Here is a 17,718-nt window from a genome sequence, read left to right as displayed (position 1 = left end):
ACCACATGGTTTCCATTGACACGTACAACGCCTGCGTCGATTTCCCCATCTTCGACGCCAAGTCCCGCTCGCTGAAGAAGGCGGTGATCTCCTCCGCCGGCGGCGCGATCGGGAGAAACGACGCGAACACCGTCGTCGTCGAGGCCCTGCGCGACGTCAACCTCCACCTGAGGGAGGGCGACCGCGTCGGCCTGGTGGGGCACAACGGCGCCGGCAAGTCCACGCTGCTGCGGCTTCTGTCGGGCATCTACGAGCCCACCCGCGGAGTGGCCGACGTGCGCGGCCGCGTCGCCCCGGTCTTTGACCTCGGCGTGGGCATGGACCCGGAGATCTCCGGCTACGAAAACATCATCATCCGCGGCCTCTTCCTCGGCCAGACGCGCAAGCAGATGAAGGCGAAGATCGACGAGATCGCGGAGTTCTCCGAGCTCGGCGACTACTTGGACATGCCGCTGCGCACCTACTCCACCGGCATGCGCGTGCGCCTCGCCCTCGGGGTGGTCACGTCGATCGAGCCCGAGATTTTGCTTCTCGACGAAGGCATCGGCGCCGTCGACGCCGCCTTCATGGCCAAAGCCCGCGTGCGCCTCGCCGAGATGGTGGAGCGTTCCGGCATCCTCGTCTTCGCCTCCCACTCCAACGATTTCCTGGCGCAGCTGTGCACGACCGCGATGTGGGTGGACAAGGGGGAGATCCGCCAAGCGGGCCTCGTCGCTGACGTCGTGGAGGCCTACGAGGGGCCCGAGGCGGGGGCGCATGTGGCGGAGATGGTGAAGCGCTTCCACGAGTAGCGCACCTTATGTATGAACATGATTACATTTAAGCAGTGTAAGAATATTCTTAACACAGGGATTTACCAGTACTCCTGAGTACACAAAGAGGGTCGCTATTCCACGGGCGCGGTCGCCGCGCCCCACCTCGTATGAAGGAGAGTGCTAGGTGTCTGCACCTTTGCGCATCGCGGGCCTCGACATCGCCCGCGCACTCGCGATTATCGGCATGATAATCCTCCACATGGCCTCGCTCCTCTGGAGCACCAAGGTCATCCTGTCCGGCCTCCCGGCCGCCCTCTTCGCGATCCTTGCGGGCGTGACCCTCATGATCATCGGGCGCAGCTACACGACGACGACCTTCCTGCGCATCGTCGCTCGCGGCAGCATCATCGCCCTCCTCGGCCTGGCGCTGCTGCCCCTGGGCGGCAGCATCCAGGTGGTCCTCGTCGCCATGGGCATCACCATGGTGATCGTCTCGTGGGTGCCCCCGCTCAACGTGTGGTGGAAGCTCGGCCTGTTCGCCGTGGCCACCGCGGCCGCGACCGTGCGCTACGCGCCGTTCACGCTGCCGCAGGTGTACCCGCTGCTGGCGTGGATCGCCTACTTCCTCGCCGGCATGCTGCTCTACGAGGTCTACATCCGCTCCTCCCGCGCCGCCGTGCAATGGACGGCCACCGCGTTCGGCGCCGTCGTCGCGGTCGTGGGCACCTACTTCCGCTTCACCACCGAGATCCCGAACTGGCTGCGCTTTACCGGCCACACCGGCGTGCTGGGCGAGATCGTGCTGTCCGTCGCCGTCGCGGCGGTCGTCCTCCACCTGTGCATCCTGCTCGGGCGCTACGCGGGGACCCTGACTTACCCGCTGCAGGCCATGGGCGCGATGTCACTCACCGTTTACGTCCTCCACGTCATCACCGCGTTCTTCTGGCAGCAGAGCGTTTCGTTGCACTCGACCCCGTGGGCGTTGGCCTTCATCGTGCTCTTCCTCGTCCTGGCCACGCTGTGGCGGATGTTTATGGGCAAAGGCCCCCTCGAGCGGGTCGTCTCCCGCGCTATCACCCTGGCCGTTCCCGCAGTAAAGAAGGTGTAACTATCGTGTACAAGAAATACGCCGCCGGCCTGATCAGCGCCGGCATCCTCGCCCTGAGCGCAGCCCCGGCAAGCGCCCTCGAGTTTGGCGAGCCCGCCCCCGACAACGAAGAAACCCGCACCGTCGCCTCCCTGCGCATCGGCCGCGTGGGCAACTTCGGCGACTGCACCGGCACCCTCGTCGCCGAGCAGTGGGTCCTCACCGCCCGGCACTGCCTCGAATCCGTCAACAACGAAGGCACGCAGGCGCGTATCAACGGCGAGACCTACGACGTGGACTCCTGGGCGCTGTCGCCTGTCTCCGACGCGGGGCTGATACACCTGACGAGACCGGTGAAGGGCGTCACGCCCGCCGAGATCGCCGACACCATTCCCGAGACCGGCGACCGCGGCACGCTCTACGGCTGGAGCAGCAGCTCCTCCATGGCGCGCAAGGGCCAACTGCCGATGGCGGAGATGGAAATCGTCGAGATGCTCGGCGGTCCGCCGATCCCCGTCGGTGACCAAGGTGGGGCTGGTGGGTCCGACGGCTCGGGCTCAACTGGCCCTGTCGAGGGGCCCGACGGGACCCTGAGCATTCCGGCCAGCGAGGCCATGCCGGGGTTTAAGGATCCGCGTTCCGCTGGTTCCGGTCCTGCAGAGCCGGGCGCGGCGGGTGCGGGTTCCACTGGCCCTGTCGAGGGGCCCGACGGGACCCTGAGCATTCCGGCCAGCGAGGCCATGCCGGGGTTTAAGGATCCGCGTTCCGCTGGTTCCGGTCCTGCAGAACCGGGCGCGGGCTCGTCCGACCCGAGCGCAGGAATGCCGCTCATTGAGAACGCCATCCTCAACGCCCAGTCCACCAACGGCGCTGGCATGCAGGGCGGCGACTCCGGCAGCCCCTTCTTCCTAAACGGCAAGCTGGCCGGCCTTGCCACCGCCGGTACCGCGAACGGCGACCCCGACCTGCCGTCGCCGACCGCCGCAATCACCGCACTGGCGGGCACGAAGGAGTGGATCGAAAGCGTGATTAGCGGGAATAACCCGCAGGTTGTCCTCACCGCGGAGACCACACCGACCCCGGCGGTCGTGCCCCAGGTGGCCAGCGAGCACTTGTGGCTCTACCTCGCCATCGCCATCGGCGGGCTCGCCGTGGCCATCATCGTCGGGCAGCAGCGCAAGCGTGACGCGCAGGCCCTGGCCAGCGCGAAGAGCTAGGTGCTGGTCGCCGACCCCACGGCGGAAAGCCTCAGGTCGGCCGCAGTACCGCTATTGTCGTGCCCCACTGGTCGTGAGCGGCGCCGGGGATCGGCCGATTCTCAGGCGCGAGGGTGTCGTGAGACTCATAGGCGCGGGCGCGGGGCGGAGCCATGCGGGCGCACTCCGCATTGCGGACTTTTTCGACGCGACTCAACTATGCATTGCATACTCGTATGACCGCGTGTTGCGACATTGCGGACTTTTTGGGTGCGGGTGAAGCCATGCGGGCGCACTCCGCATTGCGGACTTTTTGGGCTCGGCCGCACTATGCATTGCATACTCGTGTGGCCGCACTCGGCACTGCGGACTTTTTGGGCACGAGCGCACTCCGCATTGCGGACTTTTGGTCGCGGCCGCACTATGCATTGCATACGCGTGAGCGCACTCCGCATTGCGGACTTTTTGGTCGTGGCCGCACTATGCATTGCATACTTGTATGATCGCGTGTTGCGACATTGTGGACTTGACCCTTTCTCCCCGCCAAACAGAGTTCCGCAAGGCGCCCATACCTTTACTCACCCCGAGGCGCCGGCGTCTGCAAAGATGTGGAGGGCTGTGCGCACCCGTAAGGTTGCGCATGTCCTTCGTTTGCGAATGACATTGACCGGATGACCACCGCGACCTACCGTCCCGCTCCCGCTGTGCCGGGGCCGGGCACCCGGAAGGGACACTGATTATGCGCTTGAAGAAGTTCCGCCGCCTTGGCCGACGCGACGACGTCAGCGCGGACGAGCTGGCGCAGATGCAGCACCAGCTCGACGAGATGGCGCTGCGCGAGATCACGAACCTGGTGGAACGCATGCCCTCTGTCGACGGCGCGAAGGTCCTGCGGATGCTGCCGCCGGACCGTTCGCTGGCGGTGTTCGACGTGCTCGATCCCGCCCACCAGGCGGAGCTTGTCTCGGCGCTTGGCGACGAACGAGTCGTCGCCTACTTCGATTCGATGGGCGCCGAGGACCGCGTGGCCTTGCTGGACAACCTGCCTGCGCAGATCGCGGAGCGTCTGCTCCAGGACTTGGACGAGGACGATCAGCGCGTGACCAACGTGGTCCTGGGCTACGGCAAGGGCACGGTGGGCCGCACCATGTCGCCGGCGGTGCCGGACGTCACGCCTGACATGACGGTGCGCGAAGTGGTGGAAATGCTGCGCGCGGACGTCGAGGAGCTGGAGACGATCTATACCGTCCCGGTCATTGATGAGGACCGCACGCTCGTGGGCATGGTCAGCCTGCGCCGCCTTTTCCGGGCGCGCGGCGACGAGACGATCGGCGAGGTCATGTACGAGCCGGAGTCGGTGCACGCGATGGACGAGGACGAGGGCGCCGCCCGCTGGCTGATGTCCACGGACCTGCTCGCTGTCCCTGTCGTCGATGAGGACGAGCGGCTCGTGGGGATCTTCACGTACGACGAGGCTCAGGACGTCGTCGAGCAAGCGGACACCGAGGACTCGGCCCGCGTCGGTGCGTCCGAGCCGTTGGGCAAGCCCTACCTGTCCACACCGGTGACGCAGCTGGTGCGCAGCCGCGTGGTGTGGCTGCTGGTGCTCGCGATCTCCGCGACACTGACCGTCAAGGTCCTCGACGTCTTCGAGGAGACGCTCGAGCAGGCGGTCGTTCTCGCCGCGTTTATCCCGCTGCTCACGGGCACCGGCGGCAACACGGGCAATCAGGCGGCCACGACCGTCACCCGTGCGCTTGCGCTTGACGACGTCCGAAAGCGCGACGTCTTCCACGTCATGTGGCGCGAGCTGCGCGTCGGCATGATGCTCGGGGCCGTGCTGGGCTTGCTCGGCGTGGTGATCGCCGGCCTGGTGTACGACACAAACATCGGCCTGACCATCGGCGCGACGCTGTTTATGATCTGTTCGGTCTCCGCGACGGTGGGCGGGATGATGCCGATCGTGGCGAAGGCGATCGGCGCGGACCCGGCCGTGTTTTCCAACCCGTTTATCTCCACCTTCTGCGACGCGACTGGCCTGATCATCTACTTCTTGATCGCCCGCGCGATCCTGCAAATCTAGCGTTAAGCTGCTGTTTTGGTGCGCATGGTGGGTGGGTGTAAAGTTTCTCTTCGTTGTCAAGGACAACGGAAAACTCAGCGCCCGTAGCTCAACGGATAGAGCATCTGACTACGGATCAGAAGGTTGGGGGTTCGAATCCCTCCGGGCGCACGTGGTGCCCCCGGGTGTTATGCCCGGGGTTTTGTCGTTTAACCCGCGCCCTAAAACACCTCGACGCGTGCGCCGAGTGATTCGATCTGTTTGAGGTCGCGCACCCAGTGGGGGGAGCCGGGGTGGACCCGTACGACGGGGCGCGAGGAGATGCGGACGGGGGAGACGGATTCGCGGCGCGCTCCGGAGCGGGCGGTGAAGCGGGTGTAGGCGCGGTTGCCTGCCTCGGCGAGCTGCGCCATGTCGGGTGTGTCGGCGGCGAGGGAGTCTCGGGCGTCGCGAAGCAACTCGATGAGCTCATCGATGGTGGGCACGAGCGCTTTCGCGTTGGTTTCCACCATGTTGCGCACGAGTTCGGGGCTCGTTCCGGCGACGCGGGTGGCACCCTTGAAGGAGCCGGCGGCAAGTGATTGGGCGAGTGTGTCGCCCTTGTCGCCGACGATGGACAGCGCCTCGGCGACGACGTGGGGCAGGTGGGAGACCCGGGCGACGGCCTCGTCGTGGCGCGCCCCGGAGACGGGGACGGCCTCGGCGCCGGCGAGGGCGGCGAGCAAGCAGACCTGGGTAAACAGGTCGGCCCACTGCTGCGGGACGGGCTTGGAAGCGCGGTCCAGCTCGTCCGCCCAGTCGTAGGTGACGGCCCACGCGGCGCGACGGAACAGGCCCGCCTGGGAGGCACTCCAGCCGGAGTGTTCGGTGCCGGCCATGGGGTGCCCGCCCACGTATCGGGCCTGCAGGCCGCGCTCGACCACGAGGTCGTAGACGGGGCGCTTGACGCTCACCACGTCGGTGATTCCGCAGGTCGGGGCGTGCTCAACGATCGCGTCGAGCACCTCCGCGACGGAGCTCATGGGGGTGGCAATGACGATGAGGGCGTCGACCTCGGCGGCGCGCTCAAGCGTCGCGGTGAGGTCGGTGGAGACGTCGAAGCCGTCGCGCTCGGCCTGGCGGGCACCGGAGCGCGAGAGGGTGTGCCCGAACGCAGTGGCGTCGGCCGCGGCAGCGTCGCGCAGGAGTGACCCGCCGATGAGGCCAAGTCCGATGATGCAGAGGGGCCGGAGTGCTTGCGGGTACTGTCCAGTCACGGTGACAAGTCTTGCACACCCCGGCTATCCTCACTAGGCATGAGCCTGGATTACGAGGACGGATTCGCCGTCACCGTCGCCTCCCGCGACGGCCGCTGGGAGGTGCGCGAGTTCGAGGACGACTTCGCCTCGCTGTCCACCTCCATCGACGCCGTGCGCGCGTTGCGCAGCGAGGGCGCGGCCTTTGCCATCTTGAACGTCGAGGAGGACTACTTCGTGGTGGTCCGCCCCGGCCCCTCGCGCACACGCCTGCTCATCTCGGACGCGACGATGGCGGTCGACGACGACTTCGCGGCCGACGTCCTCGACGAGGCCGGCATTGACATCCCCGACATCGCGCCGGAAACGCTCGACGACATCGACGGCTGGGCCGACGGCGACTTTGACATCTTCGCCGACCTTGGCCTGTCCGAGCAGGTCTTGAGCATCCTCCTCGACGGCGACGACGACCCGTCCGTGGCCATCGAGCGCATCGCCGAGGAGATCGGTTTCGCCGACGAGCTCGACGAGTGCCTGGGATAGCCCGCGACGCGCCCACCCGCCGCGCGGAGGAGCGGATGCGTCGCGCGATCGGGCTCGCGGGGACGACGCCGCGTGGAGACGTCCCCGTGGGCGCCCTCGTCTTCGATGCGGCCGGGCGTGTGGTGGGGCGCGGGGTGAACCGTCGAGAAGCGAACTGCGACCCGACGGCCCACGCGGAGGTGGAGGCGATCCGCGACGCCGCGCGCACCCTGGGCTCGTGGCGCCTCGACGGCTGCGAGCTGGTGGTCACCCTCGAGCCGTGCACGATGTGCGCGGGAGCGATCCTCGGGGCGCGGGTAAAAAGCCTGGTCTTCGGCGCGTGGGAGCCCAAGACCGGGGCCGCGGGCTCGCTTTTCGACGCCCTGCGTGACCCCCACCACCTCCACCGCGTCGAGGTGCGTGGCGGAATTCTGGAGGCGGAAAACGCGCAGCTTATCACTGATTTCTTTGGTGCGCTGCGCGATCCGAGATGAAATTGTTACTTGCGGGCGGCTCCACGTAGCTATTGTGGTTTCTGTTAAAGCGAAAGCCGAGTAGAAAAGGAGACTTACCATGGCTCTCGAAGGTGCAGGCGACCAGCTGAAGGGCAAGGCAAAGGAAGTTGCCGGCGACGTCGCTGACAACAAGGACCTCGAAAACGAGGGCAAGGCCAACCAGCTCCTCGGCGACGTCAAGGACAAGCTCGGCGACGCACGCGACGCCGTGAAGGACAAGGCGAACGAGGTTGCTGGCAAGATCCAGGACAAGCGCGACGACCAGTAAATTTGGTCGCTCGGGCACGCACCCGTTAGTCTGAGTGACGGTAGCGTGTCCGAGCGGCCGAAGGTGCTCGCCTCGAAAGCGAGTGTGGGTAAAACCACCGCGGGTTCAAATCCCGCCGCTACCGCCACAGACTGAAACAAAGCCCCCGACCATCACGGCGGGGGCTTTGTTGTGCCGCCGTCTACAATAGAGCGCGGCGTAATTATTCATCTTCACTAACAATAGGACGCTCATGGCGAAACTTCTTTTCCGGCTCGGACGATGGTCATACCTGCACAAGTGGCGCGTGATTGTCACGTGGCTTCTTCTGCTCGTCGCGGCCGGGACGGGCGCCGCCACCTTGGCCAAGCCGTTTACCTCCGAGTTCGCCATTTCGGGCACCCCCTCGATCGACGCCCTGATCACCCTCGATGAGAACTTCCCGGGGGCAGGGGAGATCGCCACGGCGCCGACGGTCAACCTCGTGTTCGCGGCTCCGGAGGGCGAGAGGCTCGATAGCCCCGAAAACATGGAGGCGGTCGACGAGACGATCGCGCACATCGAGGACAACCTCGACGACATTGAGAATACGATTCGCTTCGGCAACCCCGTCGAGGTCAACGAGACGATCACAAAGGGGCTCATCGCCCAGATGACCTCCCTGGGCATGCCGGAGGAGACCGCCCGCGCGGACGCCTACAACGTGCGCATGGTCTCCGACGACGGCCGCATCGGCTACACCGTCTTCGATTTCGGCGCCGACACCGCGATGACGGTGTCCGACGAGGAGCGCCAAGTGGTCGAGGACGCGATGAACATCGGCCGCGACGCCGGCCTGCAGGTCGAGGCCGGCGGGCCCGGCTACGGCGCCCCGATTGAGATCAACACCGGCAGCGAGGCGATCGGCCTGGCCGTCGCCTTCGTTGTCCTGCTTGTCACCTTCGGCTCGCTCGTGGCGGCGACCATGCCCGTCATCACCGCCGTCATCGGCGTCGGTATCGGCGTGCTGCTGATCCTCACGGCCACGCAGTGGGTGGAGCTCAACAACGTCACGCCGATCCTCGCGGTCATGCTGGGCTTGGCCGTGGGCATCGACTACGCCTTGTTCATCCTCTCGCGTTTCCGCCAAGAGAGGAAGACGCTCCCCGGCCCCGAGGCCGCCGGTTTGGCGGCGGGCACGGCGGGCTCCTCGGTCGTCTTCGCCGGCGCGACGGTGTTCACGGCGCTCGTGGCGCTCTCCCTCGCCCAGATCGAGTTCTTGACGTGGATGGGCCTGGCGGCGGCGCTGACGGTGATGATCGCCGTGCTCATCGCCCTCACGCTCATCCCGGCGCTGCTGGGCGCGTGGGGCGATCGCTCCTTCGCGGTGCGGATCCCCGGCATCGCCGGCAACCCCGGCCCGGGAAAGCGCCCGGCGAAGGATCTGGACGAAAAGTCGATGGGCCGCAGCTGGGCGCGCTTCGTGCGCCGCTTCCCGGCTCTGGTGCTCACCGTGGTGGTCCTTGGCCTCGGGGCGCTGGCGCTGCCGGTGCTCAACCTGGAGATGGCGCTGCCCGCGGACACGACGGCGGAGAAAGACTCGACCCAGCGTAAGTCCGCGGACCTTCTGGCCGAGGGCTTCGGCGAGGGCATCAACGCCCAGTTCCTCATCGTCGTCGACGCGCACGGGGTGAACCCGGACGCCGAGATCCTCCAGCCCTACATGGACGCTATCCCGGAGGACGTGGGCGGCCAGGCGGAGCGCGCCTCGCTGGCGTCCTTCCTCTACGCGGTCAGCGAGGCCGGCAGCGTCAACGGCGTCGAGCACGCCCAGCTGGTCAACGTCAACGAGGACGTCACCGCGGCGATGGTCGCCGCCACGCCGGCCGACGGCCCGGAGTCCGAGTACACGCTCGGCGTCGCCGAGGCGCTGCGCGAGACCGCGGCTCAGGTCGAGGACGCGACCGGCGTGGAGATCGGCCTGACGGGCCTGACGGCGGTGCAGATGGACATCACCGAAGAGCTCGCCTCCGCGATGCCGCTCTACCTGGCCATCGTGGTGGGCCTGGCGATCATCCTGCTCATCGTGGTCTTCCGCTCAATCATGGTGCCGGTGGTCGCGGGCCTGGGCTTCCTGCTCTCCGTCGGCGCGGCCTTCGGCGTGACGGTCGCGGTGTTCCAGGAGGGTGTCACCGGCCTCGTGGACACCCCGGGCCCGATCTTGTCCTTCATGCCGATCTTCCTCATCGGCGTGACCTTCGGCCTGGCCATGGACTACCAGGTCTTCCTGGTCACCCGCATCCGCGAGCAGTACATCGAGGCGCGCGAGCGCGGCGACAAGGACCCAGTCGCGGCGGTGGAGTCCTCCACGGTCGAGGGCTTCTCCCAGGGCGCCCGCGTGGTCACGGCGGCCGCGGTCATCATGATCGCCGTGTTCGTCGCGTTCATTGACCAGCCGCTGCCCTTCATCCAGATCTTCGGCTTCGCGCTCGGCGCCGCCGTGCTTTTCGACGCCTTCTTCGTGCGCATGGCCCTCGTCCCCGCCACGATGTACATCCTCGGCCGCGCCACCTGGTGGATGCCCCGGTGGCTGGACCGCATCCTGCCCGACCTCGACGTCGAGGGCACGCAGCTGGAGAAGGAGTTCGAGGACCGCCGCGAGGACAACGCCGAGAAGGACAACGCTGAGAAGGACAACGCCGAGAAGGACACGGTGACGGCCTAAATGCAGGACCTGAGCTTCGAGGTGGGCACCACCCTGCCGGAGGCGCCCGGCAAGCACGGGCGCACCGGCGTGATCCACACCCCCCACGGTGACATTGCCACGCCCGCCTTCATCCCCGTGGCCACGAAGGCGACGGTGAAAACGCTCACCCCGGAGCAGGTCCGCTCCACCGGCGCGCAGGCGATCCTGTCCAACGCCTACCACCTGTACCTGCAGCCCGGCCCCGACATCGTCGACGAGGCCGGGGGAGTGGCCGCCTTTGAAAATTGGCACGGCCCCACCTTCACCGACTCCGGCGGCTTCCAGGTGATGAGCCTCGGCGTGGGCTTCAAAAAGGTCCTCGCCATGGACACCGCCGGGCTCAGCGACGCCGACATCCGCGCCGCCGCGAAGGACCGCATGGCGCGCGTGGACGACGACGGCGTGGACTTCAAAAGCGTCATCGACGGCTCCTCGCACCGCTTCACGCCCGAGGTGTCCATGCAGATCCAGCACCAGCTGGGCGCCGACATCATGTTCGCCTTCGACGAGCTGACCACGCTCGTAGACACCCGCGCCTACCAGGAGCACTCCGTGGAGCGCACACGCCGCTGGGCGAAGCGCTGCCTGGACGAGCACGACCGGCTCACCGCCGCGCGCGCGGACAAGCCGACACAGTCGCTGTGGGGCGTGGTGCAGGGCGCCCAGTACGAGGACCTGCGGCGCGCCGCGGCGCGCGGCCTGCTCGACCTCGACGCCCGGGCGCGCGCCGAGGGGAGGCGCGGCTTCGGCGGGTTCGGCATCGGCGGTGCCCTGGAAAAGGAAAACCTGGGCACCATTGTGGGCTGGGTGACGGATGAGTTACCCGTCGATAAGCCGCGGCACCTTCTGGGCATCTCCGAGCCCGACGACATCTTCACCGCCGTCGAAGCGGGCGCCGACACCTTCGACTGCGTGGCGCCCACCCGGCTGGGCCGGCGCGGCGGCGTGTACACCCTCGACGGGCGGATGAACCTCACCGCGGCGCGGTTCCGGCGCGATTTTCGCGGCGTGGACGAGGAGTTCGGCGGCTACGTCTCCGAGAACTACTCGCGCGCCTACATCCACCACCTGCTCAAGGCCAAGGAGTACCTGGCCGGCACCCTGTGCACGCTGCACAACCTGGAGTTCATGGTGCGGCTCGTGGACACCATCCGCGCGGCGATCGACGCCGGGCGCTACGAGGACTACCGCGACGAGTTTCTGGGCCGCTACTACGCCCCGAGCTGACGCTCTGTGCGGCGCACCCACGCGACCGCGCCGTAGGTGAGCGGCATGACGACGACCTCCATGAGCGTCTTCCACACGAAGCCCACGAGGACGTAATTGGCGAACTGCCCCGCCGTCTCAACCCCGATCACGGACGCGGCGATGACGCAGAAGATGAGGGTGTCCGCGAACTCGCCGACCAGCGTCGAGCCGAGCAGACGCGCCCACAGGTTGTTCGGGCCGAGGCGCTCCTTCATCTTCTGCAGCACCCACGCGTTGAGCAGCTGGCCCACCACGTAGCCGGCGAGGGAGGCCACGACGATCCGCGGCAGCAGCCCCAGCACCGCCGCGAACGTCTCCTGGCCGTCGTAAAAGTCGGCGGGCGGCAGCCAGATGGCGATGTAGAAGGACACCACGCCCAGTAGCGCGACGCCGAAGCCGGTGAACACCGCGCGCCGGGCGGCGCGGAAGCCGTAGACCTCGGCGATGACGTCGCCGATGACGTAGGACAGCGGGAAGAGGAAGAAGGCGCCGTCGGTGATAAGCGGGCCGATCTCCACACCCTTCTGGGCCGTGATGTTGGAGATGAGGAACACCGCGCAAAATACGGCGACGAGGACGGGGTACGGGGAGCGGGTCGCAGCGTGAGTCACCCGTCATATCCTAGAGGCATGTCTGCAGGCAGATACGCGCCCTCGCCCAGCGGCGACCTCCACCTCGGCAACCTGCGCACCGCCGTGCTGGCGTGGCTGTTCGCCCGCCGCAGCGGCCGGCGCTTTCTCCTGCGCGTCGAGGACATCGATTCGGAGCGCTCCTCCGCCGAGTCGGCCGAGCGCCAGCTCGAGGACCTTGCGGCGCTCGGCCTCGACGCCGACCCGCCCGTGATTTACCAGTCCGAGCGCTCGGAGCACTACTCCGCGGCGCTCGCGCGCCTCGACGTCTACGAGTGCTACTGCACCCGCCGCGACATCCGCGAGGCCGCCGCCGCGCCCCACGCCCGCCCCGGCATGTACCCCGGCACCTGCCGCAACCTCACCGATAAGCAGCGCGCTTTACGACGCCACGAGCTCGCCGCCGAAGGCCGCCTCCCCGCGCTGCGCCTGCGCGCCGCCGCCGACGAATGGACCGTGCGCGACTACTACCACGGCGAGGTGACCGGCCCCGTCGACGACGTGGTGCTGCGGCGCGGCGGCAACATCAACCAGGCGCAGGCCGGGGACTGGGCCTACAACCTCGCTGTCGTCGTCGACGACGGCGACAGCGGCGTCGACCAGGTGGTGCGCGGCGACGACCTGCTCGACTCCGCGCCCGCCCAGGCCTACCTCGCGCACCTTCTGGGCTACGCCGAGCCCGAGTACGTGCACGTGCCGCTGGTGGTCACCGCGTCGGGCGCGCGCTTGGCCAAGCGCGACGGAGCGGTGACCTTACGCGAGATGGGGTTCGACGCTGCGTGGAAGGAGATTGCCGGCTCGCTCGGGTGCGCCGGCGCGGGGTCGGCGGCGGAGCTGCTTGAGGTGTTCGAGCCGGAGCGCCTGCCGCGCCAGCCGTGGGTGTGGCGGTAGGGGTTTCACGTGGAACGCTGCGTGGAGAGGGCAGCGTGGCAAAGCGGGAAGCGTGGGGCTTTCCATCAAACCGAGTAACCCTCAATGAAAGGCCACGCTGCCTGGTGCGCACTTTACCTGTGCGGGGTCGGCTTCTGTCCACTTGTTGTTTACGTACTTACTGGGTTTCACTTCATTTATCCCCCGCCGGTATCACCATTTCCGCCCCTCCCGTTCGGCGGGGTCCAATGCTCCCTGAAAACAGCCGAAACACCTCACCGGCTACTTTTCAGTGTCGCTGACCGTAGGGCCGGGGCGCGTGGGTGTGGCGTCGACAAGCAAAATGTGCCGATGATCAGCGCTCAGGCTCGCGGGCAAGAGCGGGGTCTGGCGGCGAGCGCTATCGACCAAACCGGAAAACCCCGTGCTTAAGTGAGAACAACGATTGCGCCGCCTAACTTTATTTTGTAGATTCACACTATGGCTGAAGAAAAGTGGAACAGCGCTCGTGTCGCTGCAACATTGGAAGAACTGCGTGCGTTTGGGGCGCACACCACGACGATTGCGTGCGAGCGGGTAGAGGGGGGATTGCCCGAATCGCTCGGGCGAACGCTGTGCGCGTTCGCGAATACGCCGAGCGGGGGCACGATTGTGCTCGGGGTCGATGAGGCTGCGGACTTTGAGGTTACCGGCGTTCAGGACGAGGGGGCGACGCAGGAAGCGGTCGCCTCCTTATGCCGGGAGGCGGTGGATCCTGCGCCGCACCTCCTTTTCCACTCAGTGAGTGTCGATGGCTCGACGGTCCTTGTCGTCACCGTGGTTCCCCTCCTGGATACGCACAAGCCCGCGCTGTACCAGGGCCGGGCATACCGTCGGCGGGCGGGCAAAGATGACGCCATGACCACCGACGACCTGCGGATGGTGGAGCTGGCACAGCGCCCCACTGCGGAGCGACTGCCAGCAGATGCGGTCGTTGAGGAAGGTCTGGAACGCGGGGTGCTTGACGACGCACTCACTGACGACCTGCTCGCCAACGCCACGCAGGGAGTGCGACGGCTCGGTGACGTCGACGAGGACGCGCGGGTTCTCGAAGTGCTCAACGTCACCGCACGAGGCGGAGGCGTACGTCGCGCCGGGCTGTACGCCGTGGGGTTCCTCCCGCAATCGACGTTTCCGGCGCTGGGGGCAACGGCGCACGTGACTGGCGGGACGGATGACCCCGTCCACTTCGTCGGGCCGCTTCCGGATCTGCTGGACGAAAGCCTCGACTGGGTGCGCCGACACACGGCCGAGGGGGCCGAGGAATCACCCCTGCCGCTGTCCGCCGTCCGAGAAGCGCTGTCCAACGCCTTCATCCACCGCGAGATGGACGTCTCTCTCGAGGCCGGCAGGCAGGTGGAGATCCGCCTGAGCGCCAACGAGCTCACCATCACGAGCCCCGGGGGACTGAAGAACCTGACCACGCACCAGCTGGGAGACGTTGAGCTGGTCAAAGCGCCTGTCAACCAGCGCTTGTACGGTCTCGCGCGCTGGCTGGAAACAAGCGACGGTGCGCCCCTGGTGGCCACCGCGGGCGGGGGAGTGACGGAAATGCTCCGGGCCGTGCACGAGGCCGGTCTTGCCAGGCCGCGCTTCGTCGACGAGGGCACGGCCTTCCGCGTTGTCTTCCCCCGCGTGCCCAGGCTGCGCCCCAAGGACCGCGACTGGGTGGATAGCCTGCCGGGCCCGTTCACTCCCGTGCAGGAAGACATGCTCGTCATGGTGCGTCGCGGCGAGGACCTCTCGCTGCAGCGGTTGCGCACGCAGTTTCCGTGGTGCACGGATGAGGTATTGGAGCAGAGTGCGCAAGGGCTGGCTGAGAAGGGGCTCCTGGCCACAGGGGTCACAACCGGCGAGGCGCCCGTTGCCGCCGCGCTGGCCACCGACGACGCTGAGCTGGAGAAGCTCGGCAAAAACGTCCCGCAGGTCTTCCGGCTGCTCAAGGCGGGCGGAAAGCAGAGCATCTCGGAGATGCACGCGGCGACAACCCTGTCCGTGAATCAGGTGCGCTATGCAGTTAATTCGCTCCTGGACGCCGGATTGGTGGGCATGGAAGGTGGGCGCGGAAAGCGGACCACGTATTTCTTGCACTGACCGGAGCTGAAACAAAGATTCCCGGCCCGCTAGGTCTTCGGCGGGCCGGGAATGGGCAGTGGCGGAGGATGTGGGATTTGAACCCACGAGGGTATTGCTACCCGCACGCGTTCCAGGCGTGTGACATAGGCCGCTAGTCGAATCCTCCATGAGATACGCCGTTGGCGTCGGGGGATTACTCTACTGCACGCGCCGGGCGGAAACAAAATCGCTGCTCCGCCCATTCATCGGGGAGCTTTTTGTGTGCCCCCCGGCAAGCCGCTAAAGTGTGGGGCAGGATCCCACGCGGTGCTTATCTTGTGAACTCCCCCAGGGCGGGAACGCAGCAAGGGTCAGCGAGCTCTGGCAGGTGCGTGGGGTCCCTTTATTTTGCCCGGGAAGTGGCCACCGCATACGCCTACGCGGGCTCGACGCTGCGGGAGAATCGCTCCGCACGCTGGAAGACGGACCGTCGGCGCAGCCGCGGAGAGGAAGCCCCGGTGCGGGCGGGGGCGCTGACAAGCGAGCCTGGCCCGTGCGCTTGCGGCGGCCGCAAAGGTGCGCGCGGCGGGTAGCATACATGGGACAGTTATATAGGCGACCCTTTTTCATGCAACCCACCAGACGGAAGTGATGCCCTATGTCCCTGCTTGAACTTGAGCACAATGAGCTGGAGCAGCTCGCGGCCGACGTCCGCTCGCGCTACGAGGAGCTGAAGGCCAGGAACCTTGACCTCGACCTGACCCGCGGCAAGCCGTCGAGCGAGCAGCTCGACTTCAGCAACGAGCTGTTGGCGCTGCCGGGCCCAGACAACTACCGCGATAAAACCGGCGCTGACGTGCGCAACTACGGTAACCTTGACGGCATCGCCGACATCCGGGAGCTGTGGGCCGAGGTCCTCGGCGTGGACGCAGCGAACCTGGTCGCGGCGGACGCTTCCTCGCTGAACATCATGTTCGACCTCATCTCTTGGTCTTACTCCCTGGGCAACAACGACTCGGAACGCCCGTGGTGCCGGGAGGAGACAGTGAAGTGGATCTGCCCGGTGCCGGGCTACGACCGTCACTTCTCCATCACCGAGACCTTCGGCTTCGAGATGGTCTCCGTGCCGGTGCTCGAGGACGGCCCGGACATCGCCGCCATCGAGTCGCTCGCCCAGGACCCGCAGGTCAAGGGCATGTGGGCGGTGCCCATCTTTGGCAACCCCACGGGCGTGAACTACTCCCGCGAGGTCGTCGAGCGCCTCGCGGCGATGGAGACGGCCGCCCCCGACTTCCGCGTCGTGTGGGACAACGCCTACGCGGTGCACACGCTGACGGACGAGTTCCCGGACAACCCGGACGTGCTCGCGCTTGCTGCGGAAAAAGGAAATCCGAACCGCTTCTGGTACCTGAGTTCGACGTCCAAGATCACCCACGCGGGCTCGGGCGTGTCCTTTTTCGCCTCCTCGAAGGAGAACCTGGACTGGTACTCCTCCATCGCGGGGATCCGCGGTATCGGCCCGAACAAAGTCAACCAGCTCGCTCACGCCGCCTACTTCCGCGACGCGGAGGGCGTGCGCGCGCTCATGCGCAAGCACGCGGGCTCGCTCGCGCCGAAGTTCGCGGCGGTCATCGAGGTGCTGGAAAACCGCCTAGGCGGGTACAACGTCGCCTCCTGGACCACCCCGGAGGGCGGCTACTTCATCTCGCTCGACGTTCTCGACGGCACCGCCACGCGCGTGTGGGAGCTGGCCAAGGAAGCGGGCATCACCCTGACCAAGGCGGGCGCCGCGTTCCCGCACGGCAAGGACCCGCGCGACCGCCACATCCGGCTTGCCCCCTCGATGCCGCCGCTCGAGGAGGTCACCGAGGCCATGGACGGCGTTGCCACCTGTGTGCTGCTGGCGGGCGTCGAGAAGCTTGGTGCCTAAGTGACGGGCGACGAGGCCGTCGCATGGCTCGCCTCGCTCGGCGAGGGCTTCAGCCTTTCGCTTATCGACGCCACCCCCACCGCCTCGGCCACCCTCGCGGGCCGGCCGGCGGCGATGACGGTGGGCTTCAGCGGCGTCGACACCGGGCTGACGCTCGACTCCGACCCGTCCACCGCGGTGCGCTGCGAGCTGGTGTGCGCCGCCGCGCAGCCGCCGTTCGTGCAGTCCAGGGCCGTCGCCGCCGCCGCGCGCGAGCTGGTGGATAAGGGGCTTGCCGCCCAGCCCGGCGTGCTGCTGGAGGGCCTCATCGACGACCTCGCCGTGGCGGGGGAGCCGACGGTGCGCCACGGCTTTTTGCGCGAGCCCCAGCTTTTCGAGCGCGGCACCCCCACCTACACCGAGCCGGGCCAGCTCACGCTGCTGCTCGAGCTCGTGGCCCTGACGGAGGAGGAGCGCCAGATTGCCGCCGCCCAGGGCGCGGCCGTGCTGGAGCGCCGCCTGCGCCGCCGCGGCGTGCGGGTGGGGGACTGGTATCGCGGGGAGTAATTTTACGAGCGCATTTTGCACTTCTTGTGCAGGATCTCCGCGCGAAATGTACCATCG

The 17,718-nt window shown here is 67.2% G+C and carries 16 protein-coding genes, 3 tRNA genes and 1 other RNA gene; 17 read left to right on the top strand and 3 right to left on the bottom strand.

Going from position 1 to position 17,718, the window contains the following annotated elements; all coding sequences use genetic code 11:
• The first annotated feature begins 5 nt into the window (after window positions 1-5).
• The 5 genes from wzt (at window position 6) to BLT81_RS10030 (ending at window position 5,271) form a co-directional block, all read left to right on the top strand.
• Window positions 6-791: a galactan export ABC transporter ATP-binding subunit Wzt/RfbE gene (wzt, locus tag BLT81_RS10050; protein ID WP_019193712.1), complete on the top strand. Its 786-nt coding sequence runs from the start codon at window positions 6-8 to the stop codon at window positions 789-791.
• A gap of 148 nt (window positions 792-939) precedes the next feature.
• Window positions 940-1,863, top strand: coding sequence for a DUF418 domain-containing protein (locus tag BLT81_RS10045; RefSeq protein WP_040421005.1), 924 nt, complete (start codon window positions 940-942; stop codon window positions 1,861-1,863).
• 5 nt (window positions 1,864-1,868) lie between these two features.
• Window positions 1,869-3,059 (top strand): trypsin-like serine protease, encoded by a 1,191-nt coding sequence (locus BLT81_RS10040; RefSeq protein WP_019193714.1) that lies wholly within the window; start codon window positions 1,869-1,871, stop codon window positions 3,057-3,059.
• 718 nt (window positions 3,060-3,777) lie between these two features.
• The gene (mgtE, locus tag BLT81_RS10035; protein WP_019193715.1) at window positions 3,778-5,121 is read left to right on the top strand and encodes a magnesium transporter; all 1,344 of its coding nucleotides are present in this window, start codon (window positions 3,778-3,780) and stop codon (window positions 5,119-5,121) included.
• Window positions 5,122-5,198: 77 nt separating this feature from the next.
• Window positions 5,199-5,271: transfer RNA gene (locus BLT81_RS10030), tRNA-Arg, on the top strand.
• Between the two features lie 50 nt (window positions 5,272-5,321).
• Here BLT81_RS10030 and BLT81_RS10025 read toward each other — a convergent pair.
• The gene (locus BLT81_RS10025) at window positions 5,322-6,356 is read right to left on the bottom strand and encodes a prephenate dehydrogenase (RefSeq protein WP_019193716.1); all 1,035 of its coding nucleotides are present in this window, start codon (window positions 6,354-6,356) and stop codon (window positions 5,322-5,324) included.
• A gap of 39 nt (window positions 6,357-6,395) precedes the next feature.
• Between BLT81_RS10025 and BLT81_RS10020 the strand changes: the two genes are divergently transcribed.
• The 6 genes from BLT81_RS10020 (at window position 6,396) to tgt (ending at window position 11,571) form a co-directional block, all read left to right on the top strand.
• Complete coding sequence (locus tag BLT81_RS10020) at window positions 6,396-6,878, top strand: tRNA adenosine deaminase-associated protein (protein ID WP_019193717.1); 483 nt, start codon at window positions 6,396-6,398, stop codon at window positions 6,876-6,878.
• Between the two features lie 35 nt (window positions 6,879-6,913).
• Window positions 6,914-7,351, top strand: coding sequence for a nucleoside deaminase (locus tag BLT81_RS10015; protein ID WP_019193718.1), 438 nt, complete (start codon window positions 6,914-6,916; stop codon window positions 7,349-7,351).
• Between the two features lie 79 nt (window positions 7,352-7,430).
• Window positions 7,431-7,640 carry a CsbD family protein gene (locus tag BLT81_RS10010; protein WP_019193719.1) on the top strand — a complete coding sequence of 70 codons (210 nt, stop codon included), beginning with the start codon at window positions 7,431-7,433 and terminating at the stop codon, window positions 7,638-7,640.
• A gap of 39 nt (window positions 7,641-7,679) precedes the next feature.
• Window positions 7,680-7,767: transfer RNA gene (locus BLT81_RS10005), tRNA-Ser, on the top strand.
• A gap of 105 nt (window positions 7,768-7,872) precedes the next feature.
• The gene (locus tag BLT81_RS10000; protein ID WP_019193720.1) at window positions 7,873-10,323 is read left to right on the top strand and encodes an MMPL family transporter; all 2,451 of its coding nucleotides are present in this window, start codon (window positions 7,873-7,875) and stop codon (window positions 10,321-10,323) included.
• Window positions 10,324-11,571 carry a tRNA guanosine(34) transglycosylase Tgt gene (gene tgt / locus BLT81_RS09995; RefSeq protein ID WP_019193721.1) on the top strand — a complete coding sequence of 416 codons (1,248 nt, stop codon included), beginning with the start codon at window positions 10,324-10,326 and terminating at the stop codon, window positions 11,569-11,571.
• Here tgt and BLT81_RS09990 read toward each other — a convergent pair.
• Window positions 11,556-12,203, bottom strand: a complete 648-nt coding sequence (locus tag BLT81_RS09990; RefSeq protein ID WP_019193722.1) for a queuosine precursor transporter — start codon at window positions 12,201-12,203, stop codon at window positions 11,556-11,558. The two genes, tgt and BLT81_RS09990, sit on opposite strands and share 16 nt — an antisense overlap.
• An 18-nt stretch (window positions 12,204-12,221) precedes the next feature.
• On the opposite strand from BLT81_RS09990, the gene gluQRS reads away from it, so the two are divergent.
• Together gluQRS and BLT81_RS09980 are read left to right on the top strand one after the other, a co-directional pair.
• Window positions 12,222-13,112, top strand: coding sequence for a tRNA glutamyl-Q(34) synthetase GluQRS (gene gluQRS / locus BLT81_RS09985; protein WP_019193723.1), 891 nt, complete (start codon window positions 12,222-12,224; stop codon window positions 13,110-13,112).
• Between the two features lie 567 nt (window positions 13,113-13,679).
• A complete protein-coding gene (locus BLT81_RS09980; RefSeq protein ID WP_172812392.1) occupies window positions 13,680-15,224 on the top strand; it encodes an RNA-binding domain-containing protein in 1,545 nt (514 codons plus the stop codon).
• Between the two features lie 59 nt (window positions 15,225-15,283).
• Here the strand turns inward: BLT81_RS09980 and BLT81_RS09975 are convergent.
• Window positions 15,284-15,372, bottom strand: a tRNA-Ser gene (locus BLT81_RS09975).
• Between the two features lie 124 nt (window positions 15,373-15,496).
• On the opposite strand from BLT81_RS09975, the gene ffs reads away from it, so the two are divergent.
• From ffs to BLT81_RS09960, 4 genes are all read left to right on the top strand, one after another.
• Window positions 15,497-15,593, top strand: an RNA gene (gene ffs, locus BLT81_RS09970) — signal recognition particle sRNA small type.
• A gap of 11 nt (window positions 15,594-15,604) precedes the next feature.
• Complete coding sequence (locus BLT81_RS12750) at window positions 15,605-15,778, top strand: hypothetical protein (RefSeq protein WP_155860803.1); 174 nt, start codon at window positions 15,605-15,607, stop codon at window positions 15,776-15,778.
• 65 nt (window positions 15,779-15,843) lie between these two features.
• Window positions 15,844-17,115 (top strand): aminotransferase class I/II-fold pyridoxal phosphate-dependent enzyme, encoded by a 1,272-nt coding sequence (locus BLT81_RS09965; RefSeq protein WP_019193725.1) that lies wholly within the window; start codon window positions 15,844-15,846, stop codon window positions 17,113-17,115.
• A complete protein-coding gene (locus BLT81_RS09960) occupies window positions 17,116-17,661 on the top strand; it encodes a suppressor of fused domain protein (RefSeq protein ID WP_019193726.1) in 546 nt (181 codons plus the stop codon).
• Window positions 17,662-17,718: the final 57 nt, after the last annotated feature.

Source organism: Corynebacterium timonense (genome assembly GCF_900105305.1).
GTDB classification, from domain to species: Bacteria; Actinomycetota; Actinomycetes; order Mycobacteriales; family Mycobacteriaceae; genus Corynebacterium; species Corynebacterium timonense.
This window is presented reverse-complemented; position numbering and strand designations above follow the sequence as displayed.